The organism is Bradyrhizobium sp. CCBAU 53351, assembly GCF_015291745.1.
In the GTDB taxonomy this organism is placed as follows: domain Bacteria; phylum Pseudomonadota; class Alphaproteobacteria; order Rhizobiales; family Xanthobacteraceae; genus Bradyrhizobium.
Map to the genome: position 1 here is coordinate 3136986 of NZ_CP030059.1, position 18232 is coordinate 3155217.

General features: G+C 65.7%; 22 protein-coding genes. 10 read left to right on the forward strand and 12 right to left on the reverse strand.

Features of this window, described 5'->3' with window-relative positions:
- Positions 1-52: 52 nt before the first annotated feature.
- Both XH83_RS14590 and XH83_RS14595 read right to left on the reverse strand, forming a co-directional pair.
- A complete protein-coding gene (locus tag XH83_RS14590; protein WP_194407655.1) occupies positions 53-289 on the reverse strand; it encodes a hypothetical protein in 237 nt (78 codons plus the stop codon).
- 91 nt (positions 290-380) lie between these two features.
- A complete protein-coding gene (locus tag XH83_RS14595) occupies positions 381-1337 on the reverse strand; it encodes a helix-turn-helix domain-containing protein (RefSeq protein WP_194407656.1) in 957 nt (318 codons plus the stop codon).
- A gap of 190 nt (positions 1338-1527) precedes the next feature.
- On the opposite strand from XH83_RS14595, the gene XH83_RS14600 reads away from it, so the two are divergent.
- The gene (locus XH83_RS14600) at positions 1528-2544 is read left to right on the forward strand and encodes a carbon-nitrogen hydrolase family protein (protein ID WP_194407657.1); all 1017 of its coding nucleotides are present in this window, start codon (positions 1528-1530) and stop codon (positions 2542-2544) included.
- Positions 2545-2572: 28 nt separating this feature from the next.
- Positions 2573-3613 (forward strand): phenylacetaldoxime dehydratase family protein, encoded by a 1041-nt coding sequence (locus XH83_RS14605; protein ID WP_194407658.1) that lies wholly within the window; start codon positions 2573-2575, stop codon positions 3611-3613.
- Here the strand turns inward: XH83_RS14605 and XH83_RS14610 are convergent.
- Positions 3610-4248 carry an HAD family hydrolase gene (locus tag XH83_RS14610; RefSeq protein WP_194407659.1) on the reverse strand — a complete coding sequence of 213 codons (639 nt, stop codon included), beginning with the start codon at positions 4246-4248 and terminating at the stop codon, positions 3610-3612. The two genes, XH83_RS14605 and XH83_RS14610, sit on opposite strands and share 4 nt — an antisense overlap.
- Before the next feature lie 70 nt (positions 4249-4318).
- Positions 4319-5353 (reverse strand): TRAP transporter substrate-binding protein, encoded by a 1035-nt coding sequence (locus XH83_RS14615; RefSeq protein WP_194407660.1) that lies wholly within the window; start codon positions 5351-5353, stop codon positions 4319-4321.
- Positions 5354-5482: 129 nt separating this feature from the next.
- On the opposite strand from XH83_RS14615, the gene XH83_RS14620 reads away from it, so the two are divergent.
- From XH83_RS14620 to tsaA, 4 genes are all read left to right on the forward strand, one after another.
- Positions 5483-6412: a lytic transglycosylase domain-containing protein gene (locus XH83_RS14620; RefSeq protein ID WP_194408267.1), complete on the forward strand. Its 930-nt coding sequence runs from the start codon at positions 5483-5485 to the stop codon at positions 6410-6412.
- Positions 6413-6557: 145 nt separating this feature from the next.
- A complete protein-coding gene (locus tag XH83_RS14625; RefSeq protein WP_194407661.1) occupies positions 6558-7298 on the forward strand; it encodes an AzlC family ABC transporter permease in 741 nt (246 codons plus the stop codon).
- A complete protein-coding gene (locus XH83_RS14630) occupies positions 7295-7645 on the forward strand; it encodes an AzlD domain-containing protein (protein WP_194407662.1) in 351 nt (116 codons plus the stop codon). Before XH83_RS14625 ends, XH83_RS14630 begins: the two co-directional genes overlap by 4 nt.
- A 32-nt stretch (positions 7646-7677) precedes the next feature.
- Positions 7678-8169, forward strand: a complete 492-nt coding sequence (tsaA, locus tag XH83_RS14635; protein ID WP_194407663.1) for a tRNA (N6-threonylcarbamoyladenosine(37)-N6)-methyltransferase TrmO — start codon at positions 7678-7680, stop codon at positions 8167-8169.
- A 45-nt stretch (positions 8170-8214) separates the two neighbouring features.
- On the opposite strand, the gene XH83_RS14640 is transcribed toward tsaA, so the two are convergent.
- From XH83_RS14640 to XH83_RS14655, 4 genes are all read right to left on the reverse strand, one after another.
- Positions 8215-8640, reverse strand: a complete 426-nt coding sequence (locus tag XH83_RS14640; protein WP_194407664.1) for an HIT family protein — start codon at positions 8638-8640, stop codon at positions 8215-8217.
- 53 nt (positions 8641-8693) lie between these two features.
- Positions 8694-9935: a GNAT family N-acetyltransferase gene (locus XH83_RS14645; protein ID WP_194407665.1), complete on the reverse strand. Its 1242-nt coding sequence runs from the start codon at positions 9933-9935 to the stop codon at positions 8694-8696.
- Between the two features lie 165 nt (positions 9936-10100).
- Positions 10101-10847 carry a glycerophosphodiester phosphodiesterase gene (locus XH83_RS14650; RefSeq protein WP_194407666.1) on the reverse strand — a complete coding sequence of 249 codons (747 nt, stop codon included), beginning with the start codon at positions 10845-10847 and terminating at the stop codon, positions 10101-10103.
- Positions 10848-10853: 6 nt separating this feature from the next.
- Entirely contained in the window at positions 10854-11321 is a 468-nt protein-coding gene (locus tag XH83_RS14655) for a RidA family protein (protein WP_018321130.1), read from the reverse strand.
- Positions 11322-11566: 245 nt separating this feature from the next.
- Here XH83_RS14655 and XH83_RS14660 point away from each other — a divergent pair, with 245 nt between their 5' ends.
- Both XH83_RS14660 and XH83_RS14665 read left to right on the forward strand, forming a co-directional pair.
- Entirely contained in the window at positions 11567-12412 is an 846-nt protein-coding gene (locus tag XH83_RS14660) for a cell envelope integrity EipB family protein (RefSeq protein ID WP_194407667.1), read from the forward strand.
- 218 nt (positions 12413-12630) lie between these two features.
- The gene (locus XH83_RS14665) at positions 12631-13032 is read left to right on the forward strand and encodes a RidA family protein (protein ID WP_128920555.1); all 402 of its coding nucleotides are present in this window, start codon (positions 12631-12633) and stop codon (positions 13030-13032) included.
- Positions 13033-13044: 12 nt separating this feature from the next.
- Here the strand turns inward: XH83_RS14665 and XH83_RS14670 are convergent, their stop codons facing one another.
- Genes XH83_RS14670 through XH83_RS14680 form a run of 3 tightly spaced genes read right to left on the reverse strand, consistent with a single transcriptional unit; the run spans position 13045 to position 15049 of the window.
- Positions 13045-13452, reverse strand: a complete 408-nt coding sequence (locus tag XH83_RS14670; RefSeq protein WP_194407668.1) for an ACT domain-containing protein — start codon at positions 13450-13452, stop codon at positions 13045-13047.
- Entirely contained in the window at positions 13452-14741 is a 1290-nt protein-coding gene (locus XH83_RS14675) for a DNA polymerase IV (RefSeq protein WP_194407669.1), read from the reverse strand. Before XH83_RS14675 ends, XH83_RS14670 begins: the two co-directional genes overlap by 1 nt.
- Positions 14738-15049, reverse strand: a complete 312-nt coding sequence (locus tag XH83_RS14680; protein WP_194407670.1) for a DUF3572 domain-containing protein — start codon at positions 15047-15049, stop codon at positions 14738-14740. Before XH83_RS14680 ends, XH83_RS14675 begins: the two co-directional genes overlap by 4 nt.
- Positions 15050-15288: 239 nt before the next feature.
- Here XH83_RS14680 and XH83_RS14685 point away from each other — a divergent pair, with 239 nt between their 5' ends.
- Positions 15289-15654: a response regulator gene (locus XH83_RS14685; RefSeq protein ID WP_194407671.1), complete on the forward strand. Its 366-nt coding sequence runs from the start codon at positions 15289-15291 to the stop codon at positions 15652-15654.
- A gap of 14 nt (positions 15655-15668) precedes the next feature.
- Positions 15669-17042 carry a PleD family two-component system response regulator gene (locus tag XH83_RS14690; protein ID WP_194407672.1) on the forward strand — a complete coding sequence of 458 codons (1374 nt, stop codon included), beginning with the start codon at positions 15669-15671 and terminating at the stop codon, positions 17040-17042.
- Between the two features lie 90 nt (positions 17043-17132).
- Here the strand turns inward: XH83_RS14690 and XH83_RS14695 are convergent, their stop codons facing one another.
- Positions 17133-18104 (reverse strand): AraC family transcriptional regulator, encoded by a 972-nt coding sequence (locus XH83_RS14695; RefSeq protein ID WP_194407673.1) that lies wholly within the window; start codon positions 18102-18104, stop codon positions 17133-17135.
- Positions 18105-18232: the final 128 nt, after the last annotated feature.

An 18232-nucleotide genomic window follows, 5' to 3' on the forward strand; every position in this document is an offset into this window, starting at 1 on the left:
CGGGCGGCTTGTCCTATCACGGACGCACATGGCGGCCTTGCTCGGGAGCGGCCTAGTCGTGCTGAAGCATGTCGGCGAATGCGGCATCGACGATGCGTGGGCCGGTGATCCCGGCCGGTGGCCGCGCCTCGCTTGCCGCTGCGACAGTCGCATTGCAGGCGAGGGCGTCGTTGCGCGCCTGCCGCGGCAGCAGTGTCAAGCCGAAGGCCACCACGACCAGCACCGCGAGCCGGATCGCGATCACGCTCAGCAGCAGCTCCGATCCGCTTATCGTGGCGTGCATCCTCATACGGACAGCCTGAGCCACACAGACTGACAAGACAATCTGGATTTGGCGAGCGCAGCCTTCGCTCAAGGCGAAGGCTCGCGAAGATGGCAGCTCAATGCCGCAACTGGCTTTGCCGGAAGTCGCGCGGCGACATGCCAAAGTGCTCGCGGAAGACGCGGCCGAAATGCGAGAGGTCGTTGAAGCCCCAGGCGAAGGCGATCTCGCTGATATGGCGATGGACGAGCATGGGCGAGGTGAGGTCGCGCCGGCATTGGGCGAGCCGTTCGGCGAGGACGAAGCGTTGGAACGAGGTGTCTTCGTCGGCGAGAAGGTCGTTCACGTAGCGCGGCGACATGCCGAGCGCGGCCGCGGTCTCCGACAATGAAAGGTCGGGATCTGCGAGATGGGCGCGGATATGCGCCTTGAGCCGGTAGATCAGCGCGGAGCGGTGGGTCGAGGAGGGCAGCGACGTCCTGCCCAGCCGCTCGCTCAGCGCCATCGCGAGCAGATCAACGGCCTGCTCCGACAACGCGGCGGCGTTGTCGGACGCGAGGCGGTCGGCGTTCTGGCAAAGCCGGAAGATGAAATCATAAGCGAGCCGCTCGAGCGGTGCCTCGGTGCCGAACGTCATCGCGGTCAGCGTTTCGGTGCCACTGATCCGGCGCTGCAGCATCTCGCGCGGCACCTTGAAGATGGTCTGCGTGAAGGGATCGTTGAACTTCAGCTCATAGGGACGCGTGGTGTCGTAGAGTGCAAACTCGCCGGGATGAATCACGGTTTCGCGACCGTCCTGCACCACGCCGCCGTCGCCGCGATGGCCGAGCGCCATCAGGACGAAATCCTGATCCGAGCGCGCAATACGGGAGGGCGTGCGGAACACATGCTGGCGATCGGAGCAGACCTCTGAGCACACCGCCTTGCCGAGCGACGCCTGCGTGACCGAGCCGCGAAAGGCGCTGCCGAGATCGGACTTGCAGTCGAGCCCGACGAACACGTCGCAGACGATGTCCTGCCAGAGGGCGAGCCGTCGATAGCCCGGGCTGCCGTCCGTCGTGAACTGGATTGCCATCTGGACAGCCTCCCTTTCGCATCCAGCAAGATCGCGGGGCTCCAGCCTGTTCGGAGGCAAATCCCGTACCGGCCGGCGGTCCCTTCCCAGTCGAGTTTTTGTTCCGCCGTGGTCGAGCGCCCGGTCGCCAAGCTTGGCCCAATAGACTGCATCGGAGACGGTTTCCGATCAACCGGCAAGGGAGGCGGCAATGGGCATCGAACATCCGAAATACAAGGTCGCGGTGGTGCAGGCGGCGCCGGCCTGGCTCGATCTCGACGCCTCGATCGACAAATCGGTCGCCCTGATCAGGGAGGCCGCCGAGAAGGGCGCCAAGCTGATCGCCTTTCCCGAGGCTTTCATCCCCGGTTACCCCTGGCATATCTGGATGGACTCGCCGGCCTGGGCGATCGGCCGCGGCTTCGTGCAGCGCTATTTCGACAATTCACTGGCCTATGACAGCCCGCAGGCCGAACGCTTGCGCGATGCCGTACGCAAGGCAAAGCTCACCGCCGTGATCGGCCTGTCCGAGCGCGACGGCGGCAGCCTCTATCTGGCGCAATGGCTGATCGGGCCCGATGGCGAGACCATCGCCAAGCGGCGCAAGCTGCGGCCGACCCACGCCGAGCGTACCGTCTATGGCGAGGGCGACGGCAGCGATCTCGCGGTCCATGCGCGGCCCGACATCGGCCGTCTCGGTGCGCTGTGCTGCTGGGAGCATCTGCAGCCGCTGTCGAAATACGCGATGTATGCCCAGAACGAGCAGGTGCATGTTGCGGCCTGGCCCAGCTTCTCGCTTTACGATCCCTTTGCGCCGGCGCTGGGGGCCGAGGTCAACAACGCCGCCTCGCGCGTCTACGCGGTGGAGGGCTCCTGCTTCGTCCTGGCTCCCTGCGCGACGGTCTCGCAGGCGATGATCGACGAGCTCTGCGACCGGCCGGACAAGCACGCGCTGCTCCATGCCGGCGGCGGCTTTGCCGCGATCTACGGCCCTGACGGCAGCCAGATCGGCGACAAGCTGGCGCAGGACCAGGAGGGGCTGCTGATCGCCGAGATCGATCTCGGCGCCATCGGCATCGCCAAGAACGCGGCGGATCCGGCCGGGCATTACTCGCGCCCCGACGTGACGCGGCTGCTGCTGAACAGGAAGCGATATCAGCGCGTCGAGCAGTTCGCGTTGCCGGCCGATACCGTCGAGCCCGCGGACATTGCCGCGGCGGCGAGCTGATCACGGCGATCGAGGGGAGGGCATGATTATGGAATCCGCAATTCCCGCACATCTCGAAACCACGCGCACGCGCCACAAGCGCGTGCCTGACGATTACCAGCCGCCTTATCCGTCCTTCGTGGCACGCTACAAGCCGGCCGTGAGCCGCGTCGTGATGGCATATTTCGGCGTGCAGTCTCGCGGCACGGCGCCCGTGGCCGCAATGGAGGCGCTTGCCGACATCGCGGGGCGGTTTGCGGCGGAAGACGGGCCCTCGCATTGGGACCGCGCGCACTATGTCGATCAGGCCGGGTATGAGACCATCGTCTCGGTGGGCTACTGGGACGACCTCGCGCGCTTCGACGCCTGGTTCGAACCGGCGCGCGAGGCCTGGACCGGACAGCAGCGCGAGCGCATCGGCACATTCATCGAGGCGTTGCGCCCCTCGGTCGAGCGGCACGAGACGCTCTTCTCCTCGCCCGACCGGCCCGAGGGTGTCGCGGTGGTTGCCGAGGGCATGAGCGGCGAGGTGCAGGAGCACGCCTATTGGGGTGGCATGCGTGATCGCATTCCGCTCTCGCAGGTCGATCCGATGTCGCCGGGCGGCCTTCCCGAGCTGATCCGCGACGGCGGGCGGCTACGCGTAAAGGCGCACGACAATCTCTGCCTGATCCGTTCGGGACAGGACTGGAGCGATACCGAAGCGTCGGAACGCAAGCTCTACCTTGACGACGTCGAACCGGTGCTGCGCGAGGGCATGGATTTCCTGCGCGACGATGGAATTGCGATCGGCTGCTATGCCAACCGCTACATGCGCGTGCTCTCGGCCGAAGGAAGCATGAGCGAAAAGTCCTACGGCCAGAGCTGGTGGAAGAGTCTGGCGGCGCTCGAACGCTGGGCGGAGTCGCATCCGACTCACGTGAAGATCTTCGGCGCGGCGATGAAATATCTGTCGACGCTCGGGCCGTCAGCAAAATTGCGGCTCTATCACGAGGTCACGGTAGCGGCTGCGGACGAGCAGTTCTTCGAATATCTGAACTGCCACGCGAAGACCGGCATGCTGGCGGCGGTCGAAACCGTCGTCGCCTAGGCGACGCAATGGCCGAGCAGTTCGGGATGCGCGGCGCAGATGTGATGCGCGCCGGCGTCCTTGAGCTCGGCCTCGCTACCATAACCATAGAGCACGCCGATCGCGGTCATGCCGTTGGTGCGGGCGCCAATGACGTCGTGGCTGCGGTCGCCAATCATGGTGGCGTTGGCGGGATCGATCCTGGTCTCGTCCAGCGCATAACGGAGCAGGTCGCGCTTGTCGACGCGCGTGCCGTCGAGCTCGGAGCCGAACACGTACTCGAAGTAGGGCTTCAGGCCGAAATGATCGACGATGCGCCTGGCGTAGACTGCGGGCTTGCTGGTGGCGACAAACATGCGCTGGTTGGTCGCGGCGATCGTCGTCAAGGTATCCACGATGCCGGCATAGGCTTCGTTCTCGAACAGGCCGATATCGGAAAAGCGCTCGCGATAGAGCAGCAGGGCGCGGTCAGCGAGCTCGTCGGTTCCGGTCAGCTTCTTCAGGCTGGCATGCAGCGGCGGCCCGATGCACCAGGTCAGCTCGTCCTCGCTCGGCACCGCGACGTCCAGCCGTTCCAGCGCGTACTGGATCGAGCGGGTAATCCCGGGCTTCGGGTTCGTGAGCGTGCCGTCGAGATCGAAGAAGATTGTCGCCATGCCGCCGGGGTCCATGGTTGATGCTGCCCCGTTGCTAGTGGGATCGGCTTTCAAGTCAAGAGCGGATGCGTCATTGCTGCCGGGCCCATTCGGCGATCGCGGCGGCGTCCGCGCCGGTCTTCGCCTCCCAGTCGGCGACCGTGGCCGTTGCCGCCTTCCGGAGCGCGGCGAGGAGGGATTGCGGCGCCGGCTCGGCGATGGTGACGCCGTTGTCGCGCATGCGCGCATAATTCTCGGAAGTGCGGTGGGCCAATAGCGCGAACTGGCTTTGCTCGGTCTCGGCGGCTGCGGCCAGCACCTCGCGCTGCATCGGCTCGGGCAGTTCGGCAAAGGCGTCGCTGCGGACGAACGCGATCGAGACCGGCATCGCGTAATTGATGGCCGTGAAGTGCGGCAGGAAGTCCCAGAGCTTGCGCCCCGCGCCGCCGTCGCCGGAGGTGAGGAACGCGTTCAGGCGATGCTCCTTCAGCCCCGCGAGAGCGGCGTCCATCGGCAGGAACTGTGCATTGGCGCCGGCCGCGCGCATGACCGCGCTGGAATTGGCGTCATAGGCCCGCAAATTGAGCGTCGGCAGGTCGTCGGCGCCCTGGAGCGCGCGCTCCGACCACAGGCCTGTGGCGGGCCAGATCGTTAGATAGAGCAATTTGAGGCCGCGCGACGCCAGCGCCTTCTCGTAGAGCGGACGTGCCCGCAAATTGGTGGCGCGGGCAAGCTCGACCGACTGCACGAGGAAGGGCAGGGTGGACAGTCCGAGCACCGGGTCGATGCCGGAGAGCGCGCCTGCGAACGCATCGCCGCCGGCGATCCGGCCATCGAGCGCGGCGCGCGGCATCTCGCCCGAATTGATCTTAAGCTTGTTGTCGAAGTTGTTGGCCACGGTCACGAAACCGTGGGTGCGTTCGAAAACGCGGCTGGCAAAGGTCGCAAGCCCGATCCCGGAGATGTTATTCTCAGGGTATTCCGTGGTCATTTGCCAGGTGACTTTGGCGGCCACCTCGGCGAGGGCCGGCGCGACATTCAGGACCAGCGCGATCCAGGCGAAGGCGACAATGCAGCGGATCCGTTTGGCGGGGGAGCGCATTGGAAGAGGCAGGTCAGGCAGCATCAATTGGCGACTCGTCGAACCATGGCACCATGCCACAGCATGGCAGATCATCTTGTCGCATGCCGCGCCCGCGTGCGCCACCGCCATGCCTGCCCGCAATGGGTGCAGATTGCAGGGGGGATCGTCACCATGCTGCTCGTCGCAGCGTCACAGGTTGCGGCGTCGGACAGCTCACCCGAAAAGACTGACGCTGCCGTTCCGGGCGTCGCAGAGCCCGCGAAGCCGCCGGAGAAGTCCGACGCGCGCGAGAGCGATACGCGGGAGTCGATCTGCCTGATCGTGGAGGCGGCCGCGCGCGATGCCAATCTGCCGCTGGAATTCTTCGCCCGGGTGATCTGGCAGGAGAGCCGTTTCCAGGCCGACGCGGTCGGCCCCACAACGCGCAGCGGTGAGCAGGCGCAGGGCATTGCGCAGTTCATGCCGGGCACGGCGAGCGAGCGCGGGCTGCTCAATCCCTTCAATCCGGTGCAGGCGCTGCCGAAGTCGGCGGAGTTCTTGAGCGAGCTGCGCAGTCAGTTCGGCAATCTCGGCCTTGCCGCAGCGGCCTACAATGCCGGCCCGCGCCGGGTGCAGGAATGGCTCGCCGGCACCGGCGCAATGCCCGAGCAGACGCGCAACTACGTCTACGCCATCACGGGCACGAGCGTCGATGCCTGGGCCAAGGCAGGGGCGACCGGCAAGGGGCCGCCCAGCTCACCGCCGACGAGCTGCCGCGATCTGATGGCGCTGCTCAAGCGTGCGCCGAATGCCTTCGTCGCCGAGCTCGAGCAGCATGTCGAGCTTGCGACCGCGAAGGCCTGGGGCGTCCAGCTCGCCGCCGGCTTCGACCGCAACAGGGCGCTGGCGATGTATTCCCGTGCCGTCACGCGTCTCAGTTCGGTGATCGGCGAGCGCGATCCGAGCCTGTTGTCGTCGGTGATGCGCAGCCGCGGCACGCGCGCGTTCTATCAGGTGCGGATCGGTGCGGATACGCGCAGTGAGGCGGATGATCTGTGTAGCCGGATCCGCAAGGCGGGCGGGGCCTGCTTCGTGCTGAAGAACAAGGGTGTCGCGGGGTAACTCCGCTCGTCATTCCGGAGCGCGCCCCGGAACGACGGCGGTGGGTGTCGGAACAGCGCATGCCAGCCCCGCCGTGCCCTTCCTTGACGCGAGCCGTCGTCTTGCCCGTTATGCAGGCTCGATTCCGCAACCCGGCCAGACTTCCGTGGCGCTCCCTCCGCTCGATTCACCGCAATGGAATAGCCCCTGGCTCGCCTTCGGCTGGGGCCTGCGCTCGATCACGCAGACGATCCTCACCCTCGTGCTGTTCGCGACCTATCTGGGCATCGGCGCGCTGGCCCATGACACCCATTTCAGCTTGCTCTGGGCGCTGTGCTCGACGCTGTTCGTCTGGGCGGGGCCGGCGCAGATCATCCTGATCACCACGCTCGGCTCGGGCGCCACCATCATCCAGTCGGCGATCGCGGTGACCGTCAGCGCGATCCGCTTGTTTCCAATGGTCGTCTCGGTGCTGCCGCTGATGCGCACGCCGACCACCAAGCGGCGCGAGCTGGTGTTTGCCGCACATCTCACGGCTGTGACGCTGTGGGTCGAATGCCATCGTTTCCTGCCCCTTGTGCCGCGCGAGCGGCGGATCGCCTTCGTCAACGGACTTGGCTTCGGACTGGTCTCGGTGTGCCTCACCGCCAACACGGTCGGCTATTTTCTTGCTGCAAACCTGACGCAGACGCTTGGCGCGGCGATCCTGTTGCTGACACCTCTGTCGTTCCTGTTCTCGACCGCGCGCAACAGTCGCGAGGCCGCCGACGTCGTCGCGCTGACGCTTGGGGTTCTGCTCTATCCGCTCGCCGCGAAGATGAACTCCGGCCTCGACATTCTCGTCAGCGGGCTCGTCGCCGGCACCATCGCCTACGGCGTGCATTGGTGGCGGGAGGTGCGCGCATGAGCTACGCGCAGCTCATCGGCGACTGGCAGGCGCTCGTCGTGCTGTTCGTCGCCGGCGTCGTTCCCAACCAGATCTGGCGCATGCTGGGCCTGTGGTTTGGCGGCGGCATCGACGAGGGCTCCGAGCTGCTGGTCTGGGTGCGGGCGGTCGCCACCGCGATCCTCGCCGGCGTCATCGCGCAGATTGTGGTCGAACCGCCGGGCGCGCTCGCCGGCGTGCCTGATGTCCTGCGCTATGGCGCGGTGGCCGCCGGCCTCGTCGCCTTCCTGCTGACGCGCCGCTCGATCTTCGCGGGCGTCGTGACCGGTGAAGTCTTCATGCTGGCCGGCACGTGGTGGTTGGGCTAAAACTGCTGGCGAACAGCCAAGGAACAGGAAATATGGTTCGCGAACAGGAGCTCCGCGAGGGCGAGGTCGCCATCGAGCTGCCACCGACGCAGGATGCCGGTCTCGTCTTCATCGGCCGTATCCGCACGCCCTGGACATCGCGGCTGGAGACGCCGCGGCAGGGGCGTCAGGACGGGCCGATCTGCCGCCTCGAGATCTTCGAGCCGTTCGTGCCGGCCATCAAGGGCGTCGATTTCTACAGCAACCTCGAAGTGCTCTACTGGCTCGACCAGTCGCGCCGCGACATCATCCTGCAGAGCCCGAAGAACAACGAGAAGACCCGCGGCACCTTTTCGCTGCGCTCACCGGTGCGGCCGAATCCGATCGGCACGTCGATCGTGAAGCTGGTCGGCATCGAGGGCAACACGATCCTGGTGCGCGGTCTCGATTGCATCGACAACACGCCGCTGATCGACATCAAGCCGGATCGGTGCGAATTCACGCCGCTGGCGGCGCCGCAGAAGGGTGATTTCGAGACGGAGTAGGCTGTCATTCCGGGCTCGCGACTTCGTCGCGCCCAGCAATGACGATCAGCCCTTCAACGCCGCGATCAGCTTGGCGGCGTGCTCTTCCAGCACCTTGTTCTCTTCCTTGCGGCTGGCGGGCGGCAGCATCGCGACGCCGTCATGGCGCGGCATCACGTGCATGTGGAGGTGAAACACCACCTGGCCGCCGGCGGGTTCGTTGAATTGCTGCACGGTGATGCCGTCGGCGTTGAAGGCCTTCATCGCCGCCGCCGCGATCCTATGCGCGCCGCGGGCGACATGGGCGTAATCGTCCGGCTTGATGTCGAGGATGTTGCGGGCAGGGGCCTTCGGGATCACCAGCGTGTGGCCGGGGACGCGCGGCATGATGTCGAGGAAGGCGAAGACGTGCTCGTCCTCGTACACCTTGTAGCAGGGCAGCTCGCCGCGCAGGATCTTTGCGAAGATATTGTTGGTGTCGTAGGTGGTCATGGCGGCGGCTCCTCGAACAATTTGCGCTTACTGTCACCAGCCAAGGTGAACCGTCAAGGCGCCTCGTCGATGCCCTTGCGGAACGGGCCGAGCTCGGCAAGCTCGCGGCCGGCCTCGGCGACATAGGCGCGCTCGCGCTTGAGGTAATCGTCGATCGCGCGGCGCAGGCCGGGATCGGCGATGAAGTGGGCGGAGTGGGTGGTGCGCGGCAGGTAGCCGCGCGCGATCTTGTGCTCGCCTTGCGCGCCGGCCTCGACATGCGTGAGGCCGCGCTGGATGGCGAAGTCGATCGCCTGATAATAGCATACCTCGAAATGCAGGAACGGATGATGCTCGACCGCGCCCCAGTTGCGGCCGAACAGCGTGTCCGAGCCGATGAAGTTGATCGCGCCGGCGATCCAGCGTTCGTTGCGGCGGGCCATCACCAGCAGCACGTCCTCTGCCATGGTCTCGCCGATCAACGAGAAGAATTCCCGCGTGAGATAAGGCCGGCCCCATTTGCGCGAGCCGGTCTCCATGTAGAACATGAAAAACGCGTCCCAGGCATCCTCGGTGATGTCTTTGCCCGTGAGCCAGTGGATCGTGACGCCCGAGGCGAGCGCATCGCGCCGCTCGCGCTTGATCGACTTGCGGTGGCGAGAGTTCAGCGTCGCCAGGAAGGCGTCGAAGTTCGCAAAGCCCTCATTGTGCCAGTGGAACTGCTGGTCGGTCCGCTGCAGGAAGCCGTGCTCGGCGAGCAGCTTCCACTCGGCCTCGCGCGCGAAGGTGACATGGACGGAGGAGGCCTTGCTGACGCCGCACAGCGCTATGAGGCCACTCGCCAGCGCGTCCATGATGCGCTCGCGGTCGACGCCGTCGCGGACCAGCAGCCGCGGGCCCGTCGCCGGGGTGAAGGGAACCGAGACCTGGAGCTTCGGATAATAGCGTCCGCCGGCGCGCTCATAGGCGTCGGCCCAGCCGCGGTCGAAGACGTACTCGCCTTGGGAATGCGATTTCAGATAGCAGGGCACAACACCGGCGACGCGGCCATCGATCTTGGCCACGAGATGCCGCGGGCCCCAGCCGGTTCGGATCGTCGCCGAACCCGATTTCTCGACGGCGGAGAGAAATGCGTGGGAGACGAAGGGGTTATAGGCGGGTTTTAAGAGATCGAGGGAATCGCCTGGGAGAGCGGATGAGGTTCCGTTGCCAGCCCCATGGCACCGTCCGGCGGGATTGGCGCAGGCGTCCCAATCCTCCGGTGACACGTGGTCAATCGACGGTACTGCCTCGAGCGTGATTTCGGATGATGCCATCGACCCCCAAGATCGTGCATTGCAGCAGCGACTTCAAGGGGGTGGGGAGGCACGCTCTCGCTGCAGAGCCGGGGCCCATCTCTCCGCGCTCGCATGCCGCCCCATGGATCCCGGCTCTGCGCAGCAACGCTACGTGTCGCCGCTTGTCCGGGACACGCGCAAGGCCTACGGCACGAACCCCTCGAAAATCATCTGGTCCGCATACTGTCCGACCCGGGTCCGTTGCTCGCCGGTCCGCACCGTCCATCCCAACAGGGCGCAGCCGAAGACGTTGCGGGCGATCCAAGGGGCGGGGGCCGGGAGGTCATCGACCCGGAAGGCCACGAAATGGGGCTGGGTCCGAAATCCGTGGCGTAGATAGAGCATGCTGTCGCGCTGCTCCCGGGTCAGCTTGGCCCAGTAGTCGTCCTCATAGGTCCGCTGCGCGATGATGCCGCGCGGGCGGGAGGGCAGCAGCTCGCGCAGCGCCTGCACCTGATCGGGATCGAAGGACATGCCGACGGCTGGCCCGTCATAGGATTCCAGCACCTCGGCCATCCGTTTCACCAGCTTGCGGTCGCCGCCAAAATGGCTCTTCACCTCGATCACCAGCGGCACGCGGCCGGCGACGAGGGCGCAGAGGTCGGGCAGCGACATCATGCGCTCGTCCGTACCCCTGAACTTGACGGCCTTCAGCTCCGCGGCGGTCTTCGACACGACCTCGCCGGTGGCCTCGGTGAGGCGGCCGAGCGCATGGTCGTGATGCACCATGGCCTCGCCGTCGGCGGAGAGCTGGATGTCGACCTCGATCGAGAAATTGCCCGCGATCGCAGCTTGCACCGCGCCCGGCATATTCTCGACGATGCCGCGGGAGATGTCGTGCAGGCCGCGATGGGCGACCGGCCGGGCCGTCAGCCAATCAGGAGCGCGCATGTTCCGTCAGGCGACCTCGAACACGCCATCGACCTCGACCGCCGCATCGGCGGGCAGCGAGGCGACGCCGACGGTGGTGCGGGCATGGCGGCCCTTGTCACCGAAGGCCGCGACCATCAGGTCGGAGGCGCCGTTGAGCACCTTCGGCCCGTCCAGGAAGTCCGGCGCCGAGTTGATGAAGCCGCCGAGACGCACCACGCGCACCACCTTGTCGAGATCGCCGAGCGCCGCCTTGACCTGGGCCAGCAGGTTCACCGCACAGCCGCGTGCGGCCGCCGCGCCGTCCTCGATGGAGACGCCGGCACCCAGCTTGCCCTTTGCGATCAGCTTGCCGGCGGGATCGAAACAGACCTGGCCGGAGACGAACAGCAGATTGCCGGTGCGCACGAACGGGACGTAATTGGCGACGGGGGTGGGGGCTTCGTGCAGCTTGATGCCCTGTTCCGCCAGCTTCTGCTCGACCGTGCCCGCCATGTCCGACCTCGTTGTCCAAAATCATTCGCCCCGGCGCGTCCGCAAGGTGGCCGGGCGCGCCCTGTTTCGCCCATCGGGCCGCTACATGCAAGCAACCCGCAAGAAGATGCTTTGGCCCGCGGCGAGGCGGCAGGTTCAACGCCAGGGCCGCAACTTTACGTGAAACGGCCTCAGTTGCGACGCAATGGAACGGTCATTAAAATGTCGAATCTGCGCTTCCCAGGACGCGTCCCCAAGGAATAGACATGGTGCACCTTTTCCGGAGTTCGCTCGGTGTGATGGCGCTCGCGGCGGCCAGTTTCGGCCTTGGCGACCGCGCGCAGGCCGCCAACGGTCCGTTTCTGGCGCATCAGGCCCTCTATGATCTGAGCCTGGTGAAATCGCGCTCCAATTCGGTCAACAGCGCCCGTGGCCGCATCCTCTACAATTTCACCGGAAGCTCGTGCGAGGGCTACACCTCCGAATTCCGCCAGGTCTCCGAGCTCGACAGCGGCGAGGGCAAGGTCACGCTCAGCGACCTCCGCTCCAATTCCTGGGAGGACGCCGCGGGCAAGAGCTATCGCTTCAAGATCGAGACGCGGATGAACGAGGCGGACGCCGGCCGCGTCGACGGCTCGGCCGAGCGAGACGGCGACCATATCAACGTGAAGCTGAAGCTGCCGGCGCCGAAGAGCTTTACCCTCGACGGCAAGATCGTGTTTCCGACCGAGCAGATCCAGCGCATCATCGCCGCCGCCAAGGACGGCAAATCGCTGCTCGAGCTGTCCGTCTATGACGGCTCCGACGATGGCCAGAAGGTCTACAACACGCTGACCGTGATCGGCCAGCCGATCCCTGCCGACCGCGCCACCTCCGCCGATCCCTCGACGTCGGACGAGCACATGAAGTCGCTGCAGCGCTGGCCCGTCACCGTCAGCTATTTCGACCGCGACGCCCAGCAGAAAGAGGGCGAGCAGACGCCGGTCTATGCGATGTCGTTCGAGCTCTACGAGAACGGCGTCTCGCGCCAGCTCATGCTCGACTACAACGACTTCGTCATTTCCGGCGCGATGGGCAAGTTCGACGTCAAGGACAGCAAGCCCTGCAATTGACGGGCTCTCCGCGCGAGCGGTGGCCGAAGGGCGGGCAAGGCGTAGGGGGCAGAGGCGCGCGCTTCGCGGGCCGTGCCCACCGCTTTTCAGCAGTGGGCAAAATCGTGGGCACGCTTCGCTCTGCCCGTGCGAGATCAATCTTCGCAGTGGCAGACTAGCTCTCGTCATACTCTCCCGCTACGCTCCCTCCCAAGCACAAACCTCAGGGAGGCAACCTCATGCCCAAGCTCGACCATCTCCGCCCCAGCGGCCTGCATCACAATCCCGCTTACTCCCACGTCGTCACCGCCTCGGGCGCGCGCACCATCTACATCTCGGGGCAGGTCTCGGTGGACGAGGAGGGGCGGATCGTCGGCGAGGGGGATATCGCCGCGCAGACGACGCAGGTGATGCAGAATCTCGGCCATGCGCTGAAGGCAGCCGGCGCGAGCTATTCCAACATCGTCAAGATCACGACCTTCGTCGTGAACTACAAGCCGGAGCTGCGCCCGATCATCGGCAAGGCCCGCTCGGCCTTCTTCGAAGGCATGGAGCCGCCGGCGTCCACGCTTCTCGGCGTCACCGCGCTCGCCGCGCCGGAATGGCTGATCGAGATCGAGGCGATTGCGGTCGCGGATTGATTTCCATCCGGGCTACGAACGCTGCACTTTGGACAAGTCCCGTAGGACAGCCATCGCTTCGTCTGCTCTGTCAATGGGCACAAAGAGATGGTCATGATGAAACGCCGACACGGCATTGACGCTGATGCCGGCTTCGGCGAGGCGCGCCGTGATGGCCGCGAGGAATCCCACCGCATCGAGCGCGGAGTGAACCGCCAGAGTGATCAGGCGCGAGACGAAGGCGTAGCGCAGTGCTGCGCGCTCGGCGTCCTCGCGAGAGATGACCAACGTGGTGCCTTCCTGCTCGCGAAAGGTGAGTAGCGGGTTGACCTCGGCGGGGATGCGCTCGTCGAGCGGAATCGTGCAGAACACGAAGGTGCCCGGCCGCAACTGCGGCCTCATGTCCCGCAGCAGCACCTGGATATCGCGTTCACCGGCCATCACTCCTGCGCCTTCTCCGGGCCCTCATAGGCGATGCCTCGGATCACCGCGGCGCTGCCGAATTTCTTGCGTAGGCTGTCCACCGCGCGCTCGGCGTGGGCGGCGCGGCGGTCGAGCATGTCGGTGTCGTCGGCGGGCGAGCCGTCGCGCAGCGCGCTGACGCCGGCCCCCATCAGGCGGAAGGCGGTGCCGTCGATCTCTTTCGCTAGCATCTCGCGGCAGATCGCAAAGATCTTCGCGGCGAGCTGGGTCGGGGCTGCGATCGACTGCGAGCGCGTGCGCTGGCGGAAATCGGCGGTCTTCAGCTTCAGCGTAACGGTCGAGCCGGCGAGCTCGCTGCTCTTGAGCCGCGACGAGGTCTTCTCGCACAGCCGCCACAGGATCTTTTCCAGCGTCGCGAAATCGCGGATGTCGGTCTCGAAGGTGGTTTCGCTCGAGATGGTCTTGGCGCCGCGGTCAGGCTCGACACGGCGGTCGTCGATGCCGCGTGCGAGCCGCCACAGCCTGCGGCCGTCGCTCGGAAACTGCCGCATCATCTCGATCTCGTCGGCCTTCTGCAAATCGGCGATAATGCGAAATCCGCGCTGGACCAGGCGCTCCTGCGTGGCGGGCCCGACGCCGAAGATGAAGCCGACCGGCTTGTCCGCCAGCATCAGCCGCGCTTCCTCCTGATCGAGCGCGGCAAAGCCGCGCGGCTTGTCGAGGTCGGAGGCGATCTTGGCCAGGAATTTGTTGCAGGACAGGCCGACCGAGACGGAGATGCCGATGTCGCGCTCGACGTCGCGGGCAAAGCGCGCCAGCACCTTTGCCGGGATCATGCCGTGCACGCGCTCGGTACCGGAGAGGTCGAGGAAGGCCTCGTCGATCGAGAGCGGCTCGACCAGCGGCGTCAGGGCCTGCATGGCCTGGCGCACCTCGCGGCCAACGCGGACGTATTTCGTCATGTCGGGCGGGATGACGATCGCATGCGGGCAGGCTTCCAAGGCCTTGAACATCGGCATCGCCGAGCGCACGCCATAGGTGCGCGCGATGTAGCAGGCGGCCGAGACCACGCCGCGCTTGCCACCGCCGATGATGACGGGCTTGTCGGCAATATCGGGGTTATCCCGTTTCTCGACCGTGGCGTAGAAGGCGTCGCAGTCGATATGCGCGATGGTCAGCGTGGACAGCGTCCGGTGGCGGACGAGGCGAGGGGAACCGCAGGCCGCGCAGCGCCGAACGGCCGTATCCAGGTCGGCCAGACAATCCCGGCAGAAGCAGCGGGGCCCGGCCGGGACGGGGGTGCTCACGGCACATCGCGCTCCCAGGAGGGGTCGCCGAGCGCATCGCCCAGGACCTGCCGCGCTGCGGCGACGTTGGTCGGGTGCAGTTCCGCGGAGCTGGCAAAAGCCTTCACTGTGGCATCGTCCCGCATCACGAAATCGAGCACGCTGAGCAGGAAATGGGGGTCGGCGGCGGCATTGCGAAGGGTCTCCGGTCCGACTCCTGTCTCGGCCAGGAACAGGCCCAGCCGCTCGGGCTCGCTGGCAACGAAGGACAGCGCCTGAATCGCAACGATTTCAGCGACTTCGCGGGGGTTGTGAACAGGCTTTTTCAAGGGGACGGTTTGCCTTTCCGTTAACTTTCGGTGTCTACTTTGCATCATGCCCGAGTCTCGCCTCTGAGTCTTCCGACCCCCAGACAAGCAACTGGAAACCACATCGCAGAAAGTCGATCCTCGGGTTTAACGAAACTCAAGCGAATCTGAGGCTAGTTTGAATCCAGTTTTCGAAACGCCGGCGAGCGGCGTCTGAGGCGTCACATGCATCGGTCCTTCGGACCAATCAGGAGGGCGGGATGGCTAAGACCGTCCTGATCGTGGAAGACAACGAGCTCAACATGAAGCTCTTCCGCGACCTGTTGGAGGCGCACGGCTATCAGACCTCCGGCACCAGCAACGGCTACGAGGCGCTCGACCTCGTTCGCAAGATGCGGCCCGACCTCGTGCTGATGGATATCCAGTTGCCGCAGGTCTCCGGCCTCGAGGTGACGCGCTGGATCAAGGACGATCCGGATCTGCGTTCCATTCCCGTCGTCGCGGTCACGGCTTTCGCGATGAAGGGCGACGAAGAACGCATCCGCGAGGGCGGCTGCGAGGCCTATTTGTCCAAGCCGATCTCGGTCGGCAAATTCATCGAGACGGTCCGGCGTTTCATCGGATAGGAAGTGAGTTCACAGTGTCTGCGCGTATCCTGGTCGTCGATGACGTCCCTGCCAACGTCAAGCTGCTCGAGGCCCGCCTTTCCGCCGAATATTTCGACGTGATGACCGCCGCGAACGGCACCGAGGCGCTGGCGATCTGCGCCCGTGCCGAATGCGACATCATCCTGCTCGACGTGATGATGCCTGACATGGACGGCTTCGAGGTCTGTCGCCGCCTCAAGACCGATCCGGCCACGCATCACATTCCCGTCGTCATGGTGACGGCGCTCGACAGTCCGTCCGACCGCAACCGCGGGCTCGAGGCCGGCGCCGATGATTTCCTCACAAAACCCGTCTCCGACGTCGTCCTGATCGCGCGCGTGCGTTCGCTGACGCGGCTGAAGATGATGACCGATGAGCTGCGCATGCGCGCCATCACCTCGCTCGAGATCGGCATGCAGGCGCCCGAGCGCAGTGCCGTGGCCGACACCGGCAAGGGCGGCCGCATCCTGCTGGTCGACGATCGCGAGTCCTCCTACGAGCGGCTGGCGACGATCCTCGCGGCCGAGCACACCATCGATGTCGAGCCGAACCCGACGGAGGCGCTGTTCCACGCGGCCGAGGGCAATTACGATCTCCTGATCGTCTCGCTCGACCTCAACAATTTCGACGGCCTCAGGCTGTGCAGCCAGGCGCGCTCGCTGGAGCGCACGCGGCATGTGCCGATCCTGGCCATCGCGGACCCCGAGAACTCGACGCGGCTGCTCCGCGGCCTCGAGATCGGCGTCAACGACTATCTGCTGCGTCCCATCGACAAGACCGAGCTGCTGGCGCGCGCCCGCACCCAGATCCGCCGCCGCCGCTACACCGATCATCTGCGCGACAACGTGCAGAACTCGATCGAGATGGCGATCACCGACGCGCTCACCGGCCTGCACAATCGCCGCTACATGGAGAGCCATCTGGCAACGCTCGCCGAGCAGGCCGCAACGCGCGGCAAGCCGCTGGCGCTGATGATCCTGGACATCGACTTCTTCAAGTCGATCAACGACAATTACGGCCACGACGCCGGTGACGACGTGCTGCGCGAATTCGCGGTGCGGGTGCGCAAGTCGATCAGGGGCATCGATCTCGCCTGCCGCTACGGCGGCGAGGAATTCGTCATCGTGATGCCGGAGACCGATCTCCACGTCGCCGGCATGGTCGCCGAGCGCCTGCGCCGCTCGATCGCGGGCGAGCCGTTCGCGATCCACAAAGGTGCGAAGCGCATCGAGGTCACGATCTCGATCGGCCTGACCACGCTGGAGCAGAAGGGCGAGGCGGTCGCCGACGTGCTCAAGCGCGCCGACACCGCGCTCTACCGGGCCAAGCACGACGGCCGCAATCGCGTGGTGTCGCAGGCGGCGTGAGGGCCGTCCGCACGAAATTTGCGAAAACAACCCCATGCACAGTAGACGGCGCCAGCTAAATCAATGGCTTGCGCGGACAGCCGACGTCGACTACGGCGACCCGCGCAACTGGGTCGGTGAGGCGCCAAAGCGGCGACGGAAGGCCTGGTTGAAATACGAGATGTCGTTGAAGCCGCAGGCGTAGGCGATCTCGCTCACCTTGAGCCGGCCGTGCTGGCGCGAGGCGAGCGCCGCCCTTGCGCTTTGGAGGCGCAATTCCAGCACGCGCTCAGTGAAGCTCGCACCGGTCTCCTGCAGGAGAACCTGGATGTACCGGGGCGACAATCCGATCTTCTGCGCCAGGCTGCGCGGCGAGAACGCCGGATTGGTGAAGCTCGCCCTGATCTCGGCAAGGATTTCGCGCAGCCGCGCCGCGCGCAAGCCCCGCAGGGTGGCGACCTCGGCAGCATCGCGGCTGGCGCCCAAGGTGAGCGCGAGGATATCGAGCACGGTCGTGCCGATGTGGCGGTCCAGATCCGGATCGCACCCGACCTCGTCGGGATCAAGGACGCTCTCCAGATAGCGCTTGAGATGACGCAGTGCCGGCTGGCCGGGATCGAGCGGCATGGCCATCAGATCGTCAGCACGAGGAACGAGCTGCAGCAGACGGTCTCGGGCGATCGTCACGGTCGCCCATTCGCCCGGCGCCTCGACCATCATCTCGGCGGCCGCGCCGTTGGTCCCGAGGAACGCGCCGCCGGGGCCGGCCGCAGCATCCCGGCCGAACTGTGACAATTGTACTCGTGCCGTCCCGCGATTGAGCAGCAGGCAAAAATCATCGTCAGGGCCACGCGCGATGGCGCTTGCCGACCGGGCAAACCGTTTCAGCGTTCCATCGAACAACGCGACCCGCACATCGGAAAATTGCGCAAACTGAAATTGAGCCCGGAAGGCGCAGTCCTCGAAACGCGAATAGTCGACGCAGCAAGTCAGCGCCTCGAATTGCTCATGCCATTGCGCGAATCGCGCCGCGTCGCCGAGGCGCGCAGGAAGCTGGTCCGAGGTGAAACTGATCCGGTTCATCCTGACCTCGCGCGGTTCGGTCGCCCAGATGGCAGGGCCGCATGCCCAACCAAAGTGACATCGCCTGTTTAGCGCGGCGATTTCGATTTGAGGACAAGAAATTCCGGGCGCGCGGCGATGAATACGCC

What these genes read in the sequence shown, in the direction of transcription:
- XH83_RS14590 (WP_194407655.1), bottom strand. Translation starts at nt 289, where the DNA reads ATGAGGATGCACGCCACGATAAGCGGATCGGAGCTGCTGCTGAGCGTG.
- XH83_RS14595 (WP_194407656.1), bottom strand. Translation starts at nt 1,337, where the DNA reads ATGGCAATCCAGTTCACGACGGACGGCAGCCCGGGCTATCGACGGCTC.
- XH83_RS14600 (WP_194407657.1), top strand. Translation starts at nt 1,528, where the DNA reads ATGGGCATCGAACATCCGAAATACAAGGTCGCGGTGGTGCAGGCGGCG.
- XH83_RS14605 (WP_194407658.1), top strand. Translation starts at nt 2,573, where the DNA reads ATGGAATCCGCAATTCCCGCACATCTCGAAACCACGCGCACGCGCCAC.
- XH83_RS14610 (WP_194407659.1), bottom strand. Translation starts at nt 4,248, where the DNA reads ATGGCGACAATCTTCTTCGATCTCGACGGCACGCTCACGAACCCGAAG.
- XH83_RS14615 (WP_194407660.1), bottom strand. Translation starts at nt 5,353, where the DNA reads ATGCTGCCTGACCTGCCTCTTCCAATGCGCTCCCCCGCCAAACGGATC.
- XH83_RS14620 (WP_194408267.1), top strand. Translation starts at nt 5,483, where the DNA reads ATGCTGCTCGTCGCAGCGTCACAGGTTGCGGCGTCGGACAGCTCACCC.
- XH83_RS14630 (WP_194407662.1), top strand. Translation starts at nt 7,295, where the DNA reads ATGAGCTACGCGCAGCTCATCGGCGACTGGCAGGCGCTCGTCGTGCTG.
- tsaA (WP_194407663.1), top strand. Translation starts at nt 7,678, where the DNA reads ATGGTTCGCGAACAGGAGCTCCGCGAGGGCGAGGTCGCCATCGAGCTG.
- XH83_RS14640 (WP_194407664.1), bottom strand. Translation starts at nt 8,640, where the DNA reads ATGACCACCTACGACACCAACAATATCTTCGCAAAGATCCTGCGCGGC.
- XH83_RS14645 (WP_194407665.1), bottom strand. Translation starts at nt 9,935, where the DNA reads ATGGCATCATCCGAAATCACGCTCGAGGCAGTACCGTCGATTGACCAC.
- XH83_RS14650 (WP_194407666.1), bottom strand. Translation starts at nt 10,847, where the DNA reads ATGCGCGCTCCTGATTGGCTGACGGCCCGGCCGGTCGCCCATCGCGGC.
- XH83_RS14655 (WP_018321130.1), bottom strand. Translation starts at nt 11,321, where the DNA reads ATGGCGGGCACGGTCGAGCAGAAGCTGGCGGAACAGGGCATCAAGCTG.
- XH83_RS14660 (WP_194407667.1), top strand. Translation starts at nt 11,567, where the DNA reads ATGGTGCACCTTTTCCGGAGTTCGCTCGGTGTGATGGCGCTCGCGGCG.
- XH83_RS14665 (WP_128920555.1), top strand. Translation starts at nt 12,631, where the DNA reads ATGCCCAAGCTCGACCATCTCCGCCCCAGCGGCCTGCATCACAATCCC.
- XH83_RS14670 (WP_194407668.1), bottom strand. Translation starts at nt 13,452, where the DNA reads ATGGCCGGTGAACGCGATATCCAGGTGCTGCTGCGGGACATGAGGCCG.
- XH83_RS14685 (WP_194407671.1), top strand. Translation starts at nt 15,289, where the DNA reads ATGGCTAAGACCGTCCTGATCGTGGAAGACAACGAGCTCAACATGAAG.
- XH83_RS14695 (WP_194407673.1), bottom strand. Translation starts at nt 18,104, where the DNA reads ATGAACCGGATCAGTTTCACCTCGGACCAGCTTCCTGCGCGCCTCGGC.